This is a genomic window from Streptomyces sp. NPDC002784 (genome assembly GCF_053592135.1).
The window spans coordinates 137,218-152,282 of sequence record NZ_JBSFVD010000007.1; the positions used below are offsets into that span (position 1 = coordinate 137,218).

A 15,065-nucleotide genomic window follows, 5' to 3' on the forward strand; every position below is an offset into this window, starting at 1 on the left:
TCGGAGGGAGCCGTGCCCATGACAGCAGAAGCGTCCGCGTCCGTGCCCGCCGAGACCGGCACCGTCACCACCGCCGTACCGGCCAGACTGGACCGGCTGCCGTGGTCCCGGTGGCACTGGATGATCGTGATCGGCCTCGGCACCGTCTGGATCCTGGACGGACTGGAAGTGACCATCGTCGGCAATGTCGCCGGCCGCCTCGCCGAGGAGGGCAGCGGCCTCGACATCACCTCCGCCCAGGTCACCGGCACCGCGGCCGCGCTGTACGTGGCCGGAGCCTGCACCGGCGCCCTCTTCTTCGGCCGGCTGACGGACCGCTACGGCCGTAAAAGGCTCTTCATGGTCACGCTCGCCGTCTATCTGGCGGCGACCGCGCTGACCGCCCTGTCCTTCGAGTCCTGGTGGTTCTTCCTTTTCCGGTTCCTCACCGGCTTCGGCATCGGCGGCGAGTACGCGGCCATCAACTCCGCGATCGACGAGCTGATCCCCTCCCTCTACCGCGGCCGGGTCGACCTGATCATCAACGGCAGCTACTGGCTCGGCGCGGTCGGCGGCGCCCTGCTCTCCATCGTGATGCTGGACACCGCGATCTTCCCCAAGGACCTCGGCTGGCGGCTCAGCTTCGCCCTCGGCGTCGTCCTCGGCCTGGTCATCCTGCTGGTCCGCCGGCATGTCCCGGAGAGTCCCCGCTGGCAGTTCATCCACGGCCGGGGCGAGGACGCGGAGGAACTGGTGTCCGGGGTGGAGCGCGAGATCGAGCGCGAGAAGGGCCGGCCGCTGCCGCCCGCCGGCGCGGAGATCACCATCCGGCAGCGCAAGAGCATCGGCTTCGGCCTGATCGCCCGCACGGTCTTCGCCCGCTACCCGCGCCGCGCGATCCTCAGCCTGTCCCTCTTCATCGGCCAGGCGTTCCTCTACAACGCCATCACCTTCGGCTTCGGCGCCATCCTCACCACCTTCTACGACATCCCGCCCGGCCGCACCGGCTACTACTTCGCCGTCATCGCCGCCGGGAACTTCCTCGGCCCGCTGCTGCTCGGCCGGCTCTTCGACACGGCCGGCCGGCGGATCATGATCAGCTCGACGTATCTGCTCTCCGGTCTGCTGCTGTTCGGCACGGCCTGGCTCTTCGACCGCGGCTCGCTCAGCGCGACCACGCTGACGGCCTGCTGGTGCGTGGTGCTGTTCTTCGCCTCGGCGGGCGCGTCCAGCGCGTATCTCACGGTCTCCGAGGTCTTCCCGATGGAGACCCGGGCCATGGCCATCGCCTTCTTCTACGCCCTCGGCACCGCCGCCGGTGGCATCAGCGGCCCGCTGATCTTCGCCGGCCTGACGGAGTCGGGCGTGGTCGGGGACACCGTGCTGGCCTTCCAGATCGGCGCCGGGCTGATGTGCGCGGCGGGTCTGGTGGCGGCGTTCCTGGCGGTGAACGCGGAGCGGCGCTCGCTGGAGGACATCGCGCGGCCACTGTCGGAGGTGGCGGCGGAAGGGTCGCAGAAGGTGGCGTGAGCCGCGGCTCATACGCGCAGGGGCAGCTGTGGCACGGGTCACACGCGACCGTGTCACACGGGCTCGGGCTGACCCGTCATAGGGGTGTACTCACCCGACGACGGCAGAGGAGCTCGTCATGGAAGCCCGTCTCAACCTCTTCGAGAACCCGGTCCTGGCCAAGGTGTTCCGGCACGTCAACTCCGCGGCCAAGGTGGTGTCGGACGCGGGGGTGCCCGGGTCCACCCTGGAGCTGGTGAAGATCCGCGCCAGCCAGATCAACGGCTGCGGCTTCTGCACCGACATGCACACCAAGGACGCCGCCGCGGCCGGGGAGACCGCCCAGCGCCTCCACCTGGTCGCCGTCTGGCGCGAGGCCAAGGTCTTCACCGAGGCGGAGCGCGCCGCGCTCGAACTGGCGGAACAGGGCACCCGTATCGCCGACGCCGCCGGCGGTGTCCCGGACGAGGTGTGGGAGAACGCCGCCAAGCACTACGACGAGGAGCAGCTGGGGGCGTGGGTGGCGATCATCGCGCTGATCAACACGTACAACCGGGTCAACGTGCTCCTGCAGCAGCCGGCGGGGGACTACCAGGTGGGGATGTTCGGCTGAGGCGGGGCGGGTGCCCCGGGCTTGGGGTGCGGGGGCGCTGGGGCCCGGGGCTCGGGGAGCCGGGAGTGGGGGCGCTGGGGCTCGGGGAGCCGGGAGTGGGGGCGCTGGGGTGGTTCCCAGGTGAGCGCCCCCGGCCTGCCCGGCGGGCCGCAGGCGGCCGTACCGGTCGAGGGTGGTCCGTGGTGTCGGCCGTACGGGCCGAGGGTGGTGCGCGCCGGCCGTACGGGCCGATGCCCCCCGCGGCTTCAGCCGTTGCGGTCGGCCACCGCCCAGGACGCCAGGGCCACGGCTCCGGCCACGCCGAGCACGGCTGGCCAGGCGCCGACCTTCTTGGCGAGCGGGTGCGATCCGGCGAAACCGGCGACGTAGGCGGCCGTCAGCGCGCCCGCGGCCGGTCCGCCGGCCCGCTGCCGCCACTGCTTGGCCGCGGCCGCCCCGGCGGCGGCCAGCACGACACCGCCGAGCGGCCGCTTCTTCGTCCACCGGGCCACGCCGTACCCGCCGACGAGCCCGCCCGCGGCGATCATCGCGCTGGGAATCTTCGCCATGTCTGCCTGCCTCCTGCTGTGTGACTGGTGTGAAAGAGGCTAATCATCACGCTCGACACTCACTCGAGGCGCCGGGACATGAGAAGGCCGGGGCGATGGTGCACGCCCCGGCCGTCAGCGGTGGGTGTTGCTCGTCAGAGCTGGCCCGACGCCGAGATCGTCACCTTCGCGGACGGCGTGCCGCCCTGGGAACCCAGCGACTCGATCTTCTTCACGAGCTCCATGCTGGTCTCGTCGGCGACCTCGCCGAACACCACGTGCTTGCCGTCCAGCCAGCCCGTCACGACGGTCGTGATGAAGAACTGGGAGCCGTTGCTGTTCGGGCCGGCGTTGGCCATCGAGAGCAGGCCCGGGCGGTCGTGCTTGAGCTTGAAGTTCTCGTCGGCGAACTTCTCGCCGTAGATGCTCTTGCCGCCGGTGCCGTTGCCCGCGGTGAAGTCACCGCCCTGGAGCATGAACTCCGGGATGACGCGGTGGAAGGAGGACCCGGCGTAGCCGAAGCCCTTCTCGCCGGTGGCGAGGGCGCGGAAGTTCTCCGCGGTCTTCGGGACGACGTCGTCGAAGAGGTTGAAGTTGATGCGCCCGGCGGGCTCGTCGTTGATGGTGATGTCGAAATAGACCTTGGTCGTCATACCCCCCATCCTGCACCCTCCGGTCCCGTGGCACTGCCGCAGGGCCTCAAGGACGACGTCATGACGTCCGCTCAGCCGCCCTCGGGAGTGCTCCAGGGATCCGCCCGCCGCGCCAGCCGGCCCGCCCTGCGGCGCAGTGCCGGCGGGAGGCGGTGCAGGAGCCTGCGGGTCGCTCGGCGCAGGTCGGGGGAGGTGGCCGCGCGCAGGAGGAGGCGGTGGTGGAGGGCCGTGCTGCCCGGCGGGCCCACCGACACGGACAGTTGCGCGTCCCGGGGTGTCCGGGCCGGGATGACCAGGCGGGGCGGCCGGCCCACCGTGGCCGTGGGCGGTGTGCCGGAGGAGCCGTCCAGGACGACTCGGGCCCGGCGGCCGACCCCCAGCAGCTGCGCGCTCGCCCACACCAGGTGCGTGCCGGGAGGCAGGGGCTCGCCCGCGGCCAGGGTCAGCGGGTCGATCGTCGTCGTACCCGACAGCAGGACGCGGTGGCGGCCGCCGCCCGCGGGTTGCGTCCGCGGTGTCAGGTCGCCGTCCGGGAACCACCACGCGTCGCGGGTCGTGTCATGGGTCAGCAGTTCGCCCTCGGCGTACGCCAGGGGGTCCCGGACCTCCCAGTCCTCGGCGCCCTTGATGCCGTCGAGGAACTCGGGGTCCAGGCACAGACGGCCGCCCTGGCGTTCGTACAGCGTGAGAGGTTCGCCGTCCGGGCGGAGCATCTCGATGGTCGTGGTGACGCGCAGCCCGCCCCCGCTCCAGCGGATGTCCTCCACTCCCCGCAGGCGGGAGATCGGGGGCAGCCCCTCGCGTACGCCCGGCGGGAAGCAGTCGAGGGCCATACGGCGGACCGTGGTGAAGTAGCGGTCCAGGGCCGGGCCCGAGCGCTGGAGGATCCTCGGCTCGCTCACCGGACGCAGGAGTTCCACCCGGTAGGAGCGGCGCAGGAGGTCGTCCTGGAGCGGGCCGGGGTCCGTGGCCTCCTTCACCGCGTCCACCACCGTGCGCAGGCAGGCGTAGTACGCCTCCGGGGTGGTGGCCGAGGCGCTGGTGTTGCCGCCGTCCTCGCGGCGGTTCCAGACGTAGCAGGGCGTGGCGAGGATCGAGACGGTCTGGGCGCGCACGTAGGCGCGGGCCATGAACAGCTGGTCCTCCAGGCGCACCCGGCCCTCCGGGAACTCGATGCCGTGTTCGAGGAGGAAGGCCCGGCGGAGCATCTTGTGCGGGGTCAGGCTCTCGAAGAGCGGGGCGTCGGCGGCGGTACAGCGGTCGACGGTACGTCGGAAGACTCGGCTGGGCGCCTGCATCGTGCCGATCACCCGGCCCAGGACGATGTCGGAGCCGTTGCGCGCCGCGATGCGGTACAGGTTCTCCAGCGCCGCCGGCGTCAGCTCGTCGTCCTGGTCGACGAACTGCACGTACTCGCCCCTGGCGTGCCGGACACCGACGTTGCGGGGTTTGCCCGGCCAGCCGGAGTTCTCCTGGTGAACGACGCGGACGTGCGGATGCCGGGCCGCCAGCCGGTCCAGACGGGCACCGGAACCGTCGGTCGAACCGTCGTCGACGTAGACGATCTCGTAGGCGTCGCGGCCGATGCTCTGGTGGAGGAGGGAGGGGGCGCAGCGGGCCAGGTAGTCGCCGGCGTTGTGGACGGGGACGATGACGCTGACCTTGAGCATGGGGCTCCCCGGGGGCTCCGCTGGGGTTCATCCGTGAGGAGGTGAGTAGGTGAGTAGGTGACACGTTATGTCAGCTTGTGGGGGTGCGGTGCGGCATCGGGTCCGGCCTGACTCCGGCGACCAGCTGTCGCATGCCGCCGGTCATCAGGACGTCGTGGTTCGCGAAGAGGGAGCCCAGTTCGAAGCGCCGCCGGATCCGAGCCGCCCACACCGCGCCCGGCAGGTCCGTGTACGCGTTGACCATCCGAGCGCGATGCGCCTGAGTGAGAATCCAACGGGCTCGCTCTCCGTCGCTGACCCGTCCTCCGAGGCTGAGCGCCAGGCGCCACAACTCGTCCCCGCCGCTGCTCTCGTCGACCACGGCGACGATCCCGATGTTTCCCAGGCACCGCTCGTCGCCGGATCGGGTGGTGTAGGCGACGGTGAGTCGCTCAAGGGGGAAGACGGTCACGCGGCTGATGCCGGTGATGTCGATGAGGGTCATGGCTCAGCAGCAGGGGCCGTCGCCGCAACAGGTGGGGGCGTTGCAGTCCGCAGCTGTTCCCCACGTCTGCTCGTCGACCTCGAAGCCGCAGGCCCGGAGCCTCCCCACGACATCGACCATCAGCCCCCGTGTGCGGACCTTCGAGTTGGGTTGGTGATGCAGGAAGTAGCCGAAGTTTCTGTCACACCACTCGGCGTACCAACCGGTGTGCAGGATGAGGGTGTGCCAACCGGGATCGACCGCCTCCGACGGCGCCATGACGGCTCCCCCGCCCGTCGTCCCCATGACGAATACGAGGGCGAGCGCCTGATCGACGACACGATCGGCGACGCAGGGCTCCAGCCCGTACTCCTCGGCGCAGAAGGCGGTGAGCATCTGGAACTCGGCGTCGGAGACGAGGGACCTGCCGGTGCGTGTCTCTGTGCTGACGGTGATGGATGTCATCGCACGACCACCGCACCCCCGCCGCGGAGCCAACGGCGACCGCGCTCCACCAGATCCCGAACAGCCTGCGGTCTGCACAGGTCGCCGTCGTAGCGTGGTGGGACCACCCAGTAGGTCCCCGGTGGCCGTTGCCGGTCGATATGAGGGACTCCCAGGTACGTGTTGCCGCACAGGCACGGAGCGATGTCGCCGAACGCCCACACCCGTCCGGCGTGTCCCTGGATGAGGGCGTAGTACGTCGGACCGGCAGCCCGATGGTCGTGGATGACTGGGCCGTTGAGCTCTGCCGGCGCAGCGGACACCTGCTCGGGGCCCTCGCAAGCGAAGGCAGTTTGAGCGAGTTTCACGGACATGCGGACTGCGGCGAATCCGCTGCCCAGCGGCAGTAGGGCCACCCCCTGCCTAGACCATTCCGACTTGGCCTGCTCCGGGTCAGGGTGCGCACGGGCCAGCCAGTCGGTGATCAGTCCGTTGAGCACATGAGCTTGCATCTCCACTGACCTCCAGGAGCGTTGTGTCCGCCCACGCCGGTGACAGAACCGCGCCGAGGACGGCCGTCGTGGCCATGACGCTAGAGAGGTGATGCATGCCTGAACCAGCCTCGTGCAGATTTGTGCAACACCTCGCTCTTCCAGGGGACTTGGCGTATCAGAGACCCTTGACGGAGGCGTCCGATGAGAAGACTGTGGTGCACACAGCCGCACATCTCACCGACGGAGGCTGCCATGCCACTGCGGTTCATCGGTATCGACCCCAACACCGGCGACCACGAAAGCCCGACCATCTGGGTGGACCAGGAGAAGCAGGAACTCGTCCTCCAGGGGTGGAAAGCGGATCCTGCCCTCGAAGCGGAGTGCGCCGCGTTCGAGCTCCCCGGCCACGCCAGGGGCATCCCGGAGAGCGAGGCCGTGGTTCGTATCCCCGCCAGGATGGTGCCGATGATCAGGGAGGCGTGTGATGCCGTCGAACGTGCCAACCGCGTTCAGTGATCTCCTCGCCGCGTGCACACGGTCGGCCGTCCACCTGGAGATGCGGGACTCCTACGCGGTCGACTACGAGAAGGGTCCTTTCGCGGACTGGCGCGCCGGGTACCGCCATGATCCCGAAGACCGGAACTCATGGTGGCGACCATGGCTCGACCTCGTACAGGAGACCGTGAACCGGGGGGTCGTCATCCGGCGGGCTCGCATTGTCTCGGAGCCTGCCAGCGAGTACACCCGCTTCCTCTACGACGGCACGTTCACCAACGTCGCCGCCGGCGAGGAGGTCCGCTGGCTGCCCAGACGCCGTGCGTCCGACATCGCACTGCCCGGCAACGACTTCTGGCTCTTCGACGGCCGCGTCGTCCGCTGGAACCACTTCTCGGGGGACGGCGCGTCCCTCGGCGGCGAAGTCTGGGACGCGACCCCCCACGCGGCCAAGCTCTGTGCCGATGCCTTCGAAGCCGTCTGGGCGAGAGCCATTCCGCACAGCCAGTACCACCTCACCTGACAGAACACCGGAAAGCCGGCTCATGCCCATCTCCCCCTCCTCGTCAGCCCAGACGGCTCGCGCAGTCGTCGCCCGAAGACTGCGCGAGCTCCGCAAGGGGGCGGGGCTGACGGTCATCGAGCTGGCCGACCGGTGCGGTTGGCACCATGCAAAGACCTCGCGTATCGAGAACGCGCACACGGCGCCCTCCACGAGAGACATCCGGGCCTGGGTCACCGCCTGCGGCGCCACGGAACTGGGAGACGACCTCGTCGCCCAGTCCCTCCATGCGGAATCGATGTACACGGAGTGGCGCCATCGGGTGCGCGGTGGTCTGAAGCAGTTGCAGGACAGCGCCGTTCAGTTCTTTCACGAGACCCGGCTGTTCCGCGTCTACTCGTCGTCGCTGGTGCCCGGCCTGCTGCAGACCGAGGGCTACGCCGCGGGCGTTCTGGGCATCAGTGCCCGCTTCCATGAACTGCCCGTCGACGACAGCGCGGAGGCTGCCGGAGCACGCGTCGACCGCTCTCGCGTGCTCCATGAACCGGGGCACCGGTTCGTCCTGGTCGTGGAGGAGGCCGCGCTGTACTACCGCGTCTGTGACGAGGACGCGATGGCGGCCCAGCTCGGCTATCTCCTCACAGCCGGGGCGCTGCCCCAGGTGTCGCTCGGCATCATCCCGTCGGCAACCCGCGATCGGGTCCAGTGGCCTCGTGAGACGTTTCACGTCTACGACGACAAGCTCGTGTCGGTGGAACTCGTCTCCGCGCAGGTGAGGATCACCCAGCCGTCCGAGATCGGTCTGTATCTCAAGGCTTTCGAGCAGCTCAGGGGTATGGCGGTGTACGGGGCGGAGGCACGGGGCCTGATACTCGGGGCGATCGCGGTGCTGGATGGTTCCTGACCGGGGATGCTCAGCGGCCCCGCCCTGCCGGTATCGCGAACTGACCCTGTCCCACCGCGCGTATGAAGGACTGCCAAGGACCGCGCGTCGACGTCACCACAGGCCCACTCGCCGTCTTGGAGTCGCGCACAAGGGCGCGGTCTTCACTCAGCGCACATTCGACGCATTCGCCCCCGGCGCCGTTGCTGTACGACGAGGTGAACCACCCGAGCTTGTTGAGTTCGCTGGACATTGCACCGCTCACTGTGCGTGCTCCTTCAAGATCGATGTGATCAACCCGCCCGAGCGCTGAGGGCTCAAGGCCGCTGCCCGAAGCCCGTCGAACACCCGGGTGTACTCACGCACATGATGCTCGCCTTCCAGGTACACGGCGTCGGTGATGCCGTCCCTGTACACGATGTCCGGATCTTCCGGGGCGGGGAAGCCCAACATGGTGAAGGAGCCCGTGGCCGGATAGGTGCCTGAGTCGAAAGGCAGAACCTGCAAGGTCACGGCAGGCAACTCGGCGCATTTCAGCACCCGTTCAAGCTGGTCACGCATCACCTCGCGGTCTCCGATGACCTGGCGCAGAGCGCCTTCGCTCACGATGAACCAGGCATCGGGGGCGTCGGGCCGCGTCAGCATGGCTTGGCGCTCCATGCGTACGCGTACCGCCCGGTCGATGTCCTCCGCGGCCATGTGCCCGCCGGCCTTGTGGAGTTCGCGGGCGTACGGCTCTGTCTGCATCAGGCCGGGGATCAGCTCGCACTGGTACTGACGGAATGTGGTGGCGTCCTGTTCCAGGCCGATGTAGATGTTGAACCATTCCGGGACGCCTGTGCCGTGCTCCTGCCACCAGCCGCGCATCTTGGCCTGGCGGGCCAAGGATCTGAGGAACTCGCGCAGCTCGTCGCTGGTGCCGTAGAACCGGCACAGGGCGTCGATGTCGGACGGCTGGATCCGACCGCTCCCCGTCTCCATCCGGTTGACCTTCGAGCCGCTCCAGTCCAGGGCCTCGCCGACCTGCGCGCAGGTCAGTGAGCTCCTCTCCCGCAGCTTCTTCAGCTCGATCGACAGACGTCGGCGGCGTGCCGTCGGTGAACCGGCCATCTCAACCCTCTTCCGGATAGCGGGCGTTCAGTCTCGCGCCAAGGGATGGGGATGCCAATCACTCATACGTGGGAATCCCGCCGTGCACATTGCACAACGGGATGGGATGTCGTCACTCTGGGTGCACGCAACTGATCGTGAGTGTCCAGAACGCTGTGCTCCCCTCCGGGAGCCGTGCGACGAGAGGGGCCCCTGGTGACCCATGAAGCGTGCATGGTGCGAAAGCCCTGGGACCTGGCCTTCACCGCCGAGCCTGTGGAGGTGGCCGCGCTGCGCCGTGTCATGCGGCTGCATCTGGGGATCTGGGGATTGCACGGCACGGTCGACCAGGCCCAGTTGTGCGTGAGCGAGCTGGTCACCAACGTCATCACACACACGGGTCACGGCACACCGGCCACGTTGGCCGTCTCCATGAGCGGCACATACCTGCGTATCGAGGTGCACGACCCCGACACGCGTGCTCTTCCCACGCTGCTCGACGCGGCCCCCGAGTCGGAGGGCGGCAGAGGGATGGCTCTGGTGAACGCGGTCGCCGACCGCTGGGGTGTACAGCTCCGGCCCGACCGGAAGGTCACGTGGTGCGAGTTGGCGACGGGGCTGTCCACTCCACACGGACATGTGGACAGCCCCGGAGTATCGCGGGCAGAGACCTTGCTCGGCGTCTATGCGTCAGCGAAACGGCACCGCGGGTCAGGCGCGCGCCGCCTGCCCTCGGGTGTGGCGGAGGACGCCGTCGTCGGGGCCATTGCGGATTTCCTCCACTGGCTTCGGGTGCATGGCTATGACGCGGATGACGTGCTGGATCGCGCGCAGACACACTTCGAGGCGGAGACGGGCGCTGCGGCAGGAGGGGTGGGGTGAGGCATTGGGTTGCACGCACCTCACCCGGCTGCGCTACCTAGGCGGGCACGGGGCATTCCAGGCAGCGGAAAGAACGCGTGGGGGTGCCTGCGTCAAACTCAGAGAAGCCACCGCTGTCGTTGCGGTACACGAGGCCGATCCCGTGCTCCGCGAGCAGGTCACGGAGATCCACCTGAGGAAGGGCCGGTGCCAGGACCATCAGCTGGAGCGGCTGCTGGTGCGGGATCTCATTCAAGTAGCGTCGCGCGCGGAGGAGCTGTGCCAGGGCTTGAGTGATCGACTCGCTCGCCGCGCTGCCCGTCGGCTCATACACCGTGTTGTTGGTGGGGTTATACAGCTCGAACATGAGCCGAGAACTGGAGTTCCGCATGGCGAGGTCCAGTTGACCAATCGTTTCCCCACCGGCCGTCTCACGCTCCTCGAACGCATCCGCCAGATCATCACGAGTTGCTGTCACCTGGTCGACGTCAGCCTGTGGTCGCCGTTCGCGGATCCGGCGTCGGGTTGCCCGGGCGTAGCGACCCGCGGTACGACTGAACCCCAGCCGGGATCGCGGCGCTAGGTCGAGCGTGTCGGATGCCTCTCTGACGTATCGGCCGATGGGACGCAGCCGGAAGACGATGACGTCACGATCTTGACCCAGCTCGTCTCTGGCCTCGCGCATCTCAAATGGTCTGCGCTCGTCGAGCTTGAACATCCCGATGTATCGGTGCGTTCGTGTGTCACTTCCACGAAGCTTGCCCACGGCGACGAACAGATGCAGCGTGCGGCCCATCCTGGCGTGCTCCAGAATGGATAAGTTGCCGCCTGTAAAAGTCTGGTTGCCCTGTTTGCCGGCTCCGGTGTAGGTGAAGACGGGACCCAGGTCATCATCCTCGGCTAGCCATCCGTCGTGATACCCATAGCGCTGTCCAACCTTGCTGTCGGAGAAAAGCAGCACGTTGCGCTTTTCCACCGCGGGACAGATTCCGGCAAAGCCACTGCCACCGAGTACGGGATGTATCTGCTTACGCGTCAGGATATCACCGGGCTGGAACGTGACGGGAGTTGTGGTCATGTGGTGAGGCTAGTGGGTTCCCTGCTCGTGCCGGGCGGCAGGTGACGTAGGTCGCCGAGGAAGCCGTTGTGGCAGTGCCAGCCTCGGGTGAGGATGGTGCGATGGGTGAGGCGACGGGGACGATCATCGCAGCTGTTATCGCTTTCGCATCCGCGGTCATCGGGGCGGTGATTGCCGGGAGGTATGCCAAGGGTGGCGCGGAAGCCGGTGGACGTAAGGCCGTGGAGGCAGCACTAGCGCAGGTGCACGGTCAGGCGGCAGCGGAACACTGGCAGTGGGTGCGCAGTCAGCGGCATCAGTCCTTTGCTGCTCTCTTTGCGGCTTATGCCGCACTCGATGAAGTGCTCACACGAACTGCCCCCGAGGCGCGCAGCAGCGGTGGGCTTGATGCTGCGGCGAGACGTGAGTTGGGAGTCGGCACGCTTGAAATGCAGGCGAAAACTAGCCAGTTGGCGCTTTGGGGGCCAAGTGAGGCAAACGAGCTGGCTTACGCACTGGCGGAGGCATCGATAGCAACAGTGGCTTCCCTGCTGGCGGTCGTAGGCACGACTCCCGAGGCCATGAGCGCAGCTTGGTCCCGCTTTGTCCAGGCCAGAGAGGAGATGGCGCACGCCCATGCGACCTTCCTCCAGAGGGCTGGAGAAATCGTGCGTGATCCACGGCAGCCAGTCAGTTAGCAGCTGTATTCCGTCGGCTAGCCCGCGGTGATAGCCGAATACGACCACACATCCGCGGGCAGGTCGTGGTGCAGTTGCCAGGTGATGGCCATGGGCTTGCTGCCCTGATGACGGACGTAGGTTGCTGGGCCGAGCAGCATCCAGGGCTGGGCCTTGCCGATGTCGGTGTCCTTGTAGCGCCGCATGAACATCAGCACATGGCTTCCGCGTTGGACGTGCTGTTGGTAGCGCAGTCCAGTGGGTGAGGTGTCCGCGGTTGTGCTCTGCGACTCCCAATGGAAGAGGGAAGGGCTCAGCGCATAGTCCTTGTATCGGACAGTGGGCGAAAAGTCCTTCTCGTTCTTTTCCAGGGTGATCAGCAGGGCATCCGTCTGGTTCTGCTCATCCCACAACACACCCTGCGCAAAGGATCCAGGCATCTGACCACCGAGCCGGGCGACACCTAGCGCGGCCAGGATCTCTGAGCGGTTGTACGCGCTGTGAATTTTCAGCGGGATGTGCTCATGCGGGCCAGCGAGGGGGATGGGAAAGTGGTCGGCCTGCCCCATCACATGCTCAAGTACTTGCCGCAGTTCGCTGCGGAGGGCTCGCTGTGGCCCAAGCGATGCGAGTCCTTGCGCGTACGAACTGAACCCGCCAGCCTTGTCCCACAGGTTGAAGAACAACATGCGCGCGAAGGTCTTTTCCCTTGGATTCAAGGAATCGTAGGGAGGGGCGTCATCGCTCAGCAAGCGGGCGTACGCCTCAGCGCGCTCAAGGTCATCGACGTGCAAAAACGCATGCACCCGCTTCAGTAGATCCTCCTCGCCAGCTTGTTCCGGCAAGTCGGTCATGCTGGCTCGGCGCAGAACGGACGTCCATGAATTACTCGACTTATACAGCTCCCTGATCTCGCGGCGGCTCTCCTTTAGGTAATCAGCGAGAAGGGGTGTATTGAAGGCCTTTGCCTCCTTGGCGAGGGTCTGGACGTTCGCCTTGATCTGGGTGCGGATGTTCTCCAGGACCAGATCCTTTGACTTACCCTCCAGGATGATCTGGCAGCCCGATGGTAGCAGCGGAAAATCGCGCTCGGCATGCTCAAGGAGCCGGTTACGCGACAGGTTTGTCATGGCGCGGAACTGTTCCTCGAAGCGGAACTCTGCTCGATGCTGGCCGATGAAGTCGAGCACCGTCAGTACCGGCTTGTCGGGCGTGCGGCGGAGGCCGCGTCCGAGCTGCTGGAGGAAGACGGTGGCGCTGCTTGTCGGGCGCAGGAGGAGGAGCGTATCGACGTCGGGGATGTCCAAGCCCTCGTTGAAGAGGTCCACCGAGAAGATGACTTGGATGTCTCCAGCCTTGAGCTGGGCGAGCACCCGGTCGCGGACTTCGGGCTTGGACTCGCTGTCCAGGGCGGCAGCCTTGAAGCCTGCCTGCTGGAAGCACTGCGCCATGAAGTGAGCGTGCTTCCTGCTCACGCAAAAGCCCAGTGCGCGCATGCTCATCGGGTCGGAGACCTTGCTTCGCACCTGTTTGATGACGATACGAGCCCGGGCATGGTCGGCGGAGAACAGCTCACCAAGCTCGCTCTGGTCGTACGTTCCCGAACGCCAGTTGAGGCGCCTGAGGTCCGTGCCGTCGGGCAGGCCGAAGTAGTGGAAGGGGCAGAGGAGGTCGTTGTCGAGAGCCTCCCACAGCCGCATCTCGGCGGCGATCCGTCCGTCAAAGAACTCGTCTTGGACGTTCAGACCGTCCGCGCGTTCAGGAGTGGCGGTCAGACCGAGGAGCTGTTTCGGCTTGAAGTGGTTAAGGACGCGCCGGTACGTCGTAGCGGTGGCGTGATGAAATTCGTCCACGACGATGATGTCGAAGTGCTCCGGATCGAACTGGTCGAGCCGCTGATCGGTAAGTGACTGGACGCTGGCGAAGACGTGCTTCCAGTCACGCGGTAGCTCACCGCTGACGAGGACTTCACCGAAGGAGGCATCATCAAGTACTTCGCGGTATTTGCGTAGGGACTGCTTCAGGATCTCTTTTCGGTGTGCCACGAAGAGAAGCCGTGGGTACTGCTTGCCACCTAGCTCTTTGTGCAGATTGCGGTAGTCAAGGGCGGCCATGACCGTCTTGCCTGTACCGGTCGCGGCAACGAGCAAGTTGTGCTGGTGACCGCGGACTTCGCGCTCAACGCGCAGGCGCTCCAGCATGTCGGCCTGATGGGGATACGGACGAACCTCAAGACCGGAGAGGCTGATCTTGGAATCGTGGCCGGCCGATGAACCACCTGCGACGCCTAGAGCCTCGTCCAGCTTGCGCGCGTCGAGATCCGGGTCGTAGAGCTCAAAGGCGATGTCGTTCCAGTACGCGTCGAAGGTGGCCTCGAACTTCTTCAGCACCACCGGAGTGGCTACCGAAGACAGGCGTACATTCCACTCCAGCCCATCGAGCAGTGCCGCTCGGGAGAGGTTGGAGCTGCCGACGTAGGCCGTATCGAAGCCACTCGCCCGGCGAAACAGCCAAGCCTTTGCATGCAGGCGCGTGGAGCGGGTCTCGTAATTGATCTTCACCTGAGCGCCGAAGTCGCGGACGAGTCGGTCCAGCGCATGGCGGTCGGTGGCGCCGATATACGTGGTCGTGATGACGCGAATCGGGATGCCGCGCTCCCTGGCGGCGCGGAGCGAATCCTCAAGCACGCGCAGCCCATACCACTTGACGAAGGCACACAGCAGATCGATGCGGTCTGCGGTGGCAAGCTCAGCGCGCAGCTCACTCCCGAGGCTCGGATCCTCAGGGGAGTTGGTGATGAGGGCGGTCTCCGAGAGGGGAGTGAGCGGGCGTATGGCGTAGACGCCGGGGGCTTCCTTTTCGGCCAGCGCAAGGAGCTGTCGAGGTCCATCGGCGATGAGCTCGACACCCTCACTGGATGCGAGTGACGCGATGATCTGGTTGGCCACCGCGACACGCTGGTCCGGCGGTAGCTGGCTGAGCCGGTGGCTCACCGCCCGTCCGATGTGCCGGGCGAGGACATGCGGTGACGATTCCTCGCTGACTTCGTCCTCGACGGCCTTCCAACCCGCTGCGTTCAGCTGCTCCATCTGCTGCTGCATGCGTTGAGTGACGAGTTCTTCGTACACACCCGCAACAGGCTGAGACAG

16 protein-coding genes are annotated in these 15,065 nt (G+C 66.9%); 7 read left to right on the forward strand and 9 right to left on the reverse strand.

Annotated features, from left to right (window positions below; translation table 11 throughout):
* Positions 1 to 18 precede the first annotated feature (18 nt).
* Together ACWD1Z_RS16115 and ACWD1Z_RS16120 are read left to right on the forward strand one after the other, a co-directional pair.
* Entirely contained in the window at positions 19 to 1,509 is a 1,491-nt protein-coding gene (locus ACWD1Z_RS16115) for an MFS transporter (RefSeq protein WP_451119109.1), read from the forward strand.
* A gap of 118 nt (positions 1,510 to 1,627) precedes the next feature.
* Positions 1,628 to 2,101, forward strand: coding sequence for a carboxymuconolactone decarboxylase family protein (locus ACWD1Z_RS16120; protein ID WP_451119111.1), 474 nt, complete (start codon positions 1,628 to 1,630; stop codon positions 2,099 to 2,101).
* Positions 2,102 to 2,346: 245 nt separating this feature from the next.
* Here the strand turns inward: ACWD1Z_RS16120 and ACWD1Z_RS16125 are convergent, their stop codons facing one another.
* From ACWD1Z_RS16125 to ACWD1Z_RS16145, 5 genes are all read right to left on the reverse strand, one after another.
* Positions 2,347 to 2,649 carry a hypothetical protein gene (locus tag ACWD1Z_RS16125; protein ID WP_389415773.1) on the reverse strand — a complete coding sequence of 101 codons (303 nt, stop codon included), beginning with the start codon at positions 2,647 to 2,649 and terminating at the stop codon, positions 2,347 to 2,349.
* A 134-nt stretch (positions 2,650 to 2,783) separates the two neighbouring features.
* Positions 2,784 to 3,281: a peptidylprolyl isomerase gene (locus ACWD1Z_RS16130; RefSeq protein WP_451119112.1), complete on the reverse strand. Its 498-nt coding sequence runs from the start codon at positions 3,279 to 3,281 to the stop codon at positions 2,784 to 2,786.
* 71 nt (positions 3,282 to 3,352) lie between these two features.
* Positions 3,353 to 4,951, reverse strand: coding sequence for a glycosyltransferase (locus ACWD1Z_RS16135; protein WP_451119114.1), 1,599 nt, complete (start codon positions 4,949 to 4,951; stop codon positions 3,353 to 3,355).
* A 70-nt stretch (positions 4,952 to 5,021) separates the two neighbouring features.
* Positions 5,022 to 5,435, reverse strand: coding sequence for a hypothetical protein (locus tag ACWD1Z_RS16140; protein WP_451119116.1), 414 nt, complete (start codon positions 5,433 to 5,435; stop codon positions 5,022 to 5,024).
* Between the two features lie 3 nt (positions 5,436 to 5,438).
* On the reverse strand, positions 5,439 to 5,879 hold the full coding sequence (locus ACWD1Z_RS16145; RefSeq protein ID WP_451119117.1) for a hypothetical protein: 441 nt from the start codon (positions 5,877 to 5,879) through the stop codon (positions 5,439 to 5,441).
* 725 nt (positions 5,880 to 6,604) lie between these two features.
* Here ACWD1Z_RS16145 and ACWD1Z_RS16150 point away from each other — a divergent pair.
* Genes ACWD1Z_RS16150 through ACWD1Z_RS16160 form a run of 3 tightly spaced genes read left to right on the forward strand, consistent with a single transcriptional unit; the run spans position 6,605 to position 8,253 of the window.
* Positions 6,605 to 6,868: a hypothetical protein gene (locus tag ACWD1Z_RS16150; protein WP_451119118.1), complete on the forward strand. Its 264-nt coding sequence runs from the start codon at positions 6,605 to 6,607 to the stop codon at positions 6,866 to 6,868.
* Positions 6,837 to 7,370, forward strand: coding sequence for a DUF6879 family protein (locus tag ACWD1Z_RS16155; protein ID WP_451119120.1), 534 nt, complete (start codon positions 6,837 to 6,839; stop codon positions 7,368 to 7,370). Before ACWD1Z_RS16150 ends, ACWD1Z_RS16155 begins: the two co-directional genes overlap by 32 nt.
* A 22-nt stretch (positions 7,371 to 7,392) precedes the next feature.
* On the forward strand, positions 7,393 to 8,253 hold the full coding sequence (locus ACWD1Z_RS16160) for a helix-turn-helix domain-containing protein (protein ID WP_451119122.1): 861 nt from the start codon (positions 7,393 to 7,395) through the stop codon (positions 8,251 to 8,253).
* Between the two features lie 10 nt (positions 8,254 to 8,263).
* Here the strand turns inward: ACWD1Z_RS16160 and ACWD1Z_RS16165 are convergent, their stop codons facing one another.
* Positions 8,264 to 8,485, reverse strand: a complete 222-nt coding sequence (locus ACWD1Z_RS16165; RefSeq protein ID WP_451119123.1) for a DUF397 domain-containing protein — start codon at positions 8,483 to 8,485, stop codon at positions 8,264 to 8,266.
* A gap of 8 nt (positions 8,486 to 8,493) precedes the next feature.
* Positions 8,494 to 9,342 (reverse strand): helix-turn-helix domain-containing protein, encoded by an 849-nt coding sequence (locus ACWD1Z_RS16170; protein WP_451119125.1) that lies wholly within the window; start codon positions 9,340 to 9,342, stop codon positions 8,494 to 8,496.
* A 213-nt stretch (positions 9,343 to 9,555) separates the two neighbouring features.
* Here ACWD1Z_RS16170 and ACWD1Z_RS16175 point away from each other — a divergent pair, with 213 nt between their 5' ends.
* Entirely contained in the window at positions 9,556 to 10,203 is a 648-nt protein-coding gene (locus tag ACWD1Z_RS16175) for an ATP-binding protein (RefSeq protein WP_451119334.1), read from the forward strand.
* Positions 10,204 to 10,240: 37 nt separating this feature from the next.
* Here ACWD1Z_RS16175 and ACWD1Z_RS16180 read toward each other — a convergent pair whose 3' ends face one another.
* A complete protein-coding gene (locus ACWD1Z_RS16180) occupies positions 10,241 to 11,260 on the reverse strand; it encodes a hypothetical protein (RefSeq protein WP_451119127.1) in 1,020 nt (339 codons plus the stop codon).
* Positions 11,261 to 11,361: 101 nt separating this feature from the next.
* Here ACWD1Z_RS16180 and ACWD1Z_RS16185 point away from each other — a divergent pair, with 101 nt between their 5' ends.
* Positions 11,362 to 11,937 (forward strand): hypothetical protein, encoded by a 576-nt coding sequence (locus tag ACWD1Z_RS16185; protein ID WP_451119129.1) that lies wholly within the window; start codon positions 11,362 to 11,364, stop codon positions 11,935 to 11,937.
* Positions 11,938 to 11,954: 17 nt separating this feature from the next.
* Here the strand turns inward: ACWD1Z_RS16185 and ACWD1Z_RS16190 are convergent, their stop codons facing one another.
* Entirely contained in the window at positions 11,955 to 15,017 is a 3,063-nt protein-coding gene (locus tag ACWD1Z_RS16190) for a DUF3427 domain-containing protein (protein WP_451119131.1), read from the reverse strand.
* Between the last annotated feature and the right edge of the window lie 48 nt (positions 15,018 to 15,065).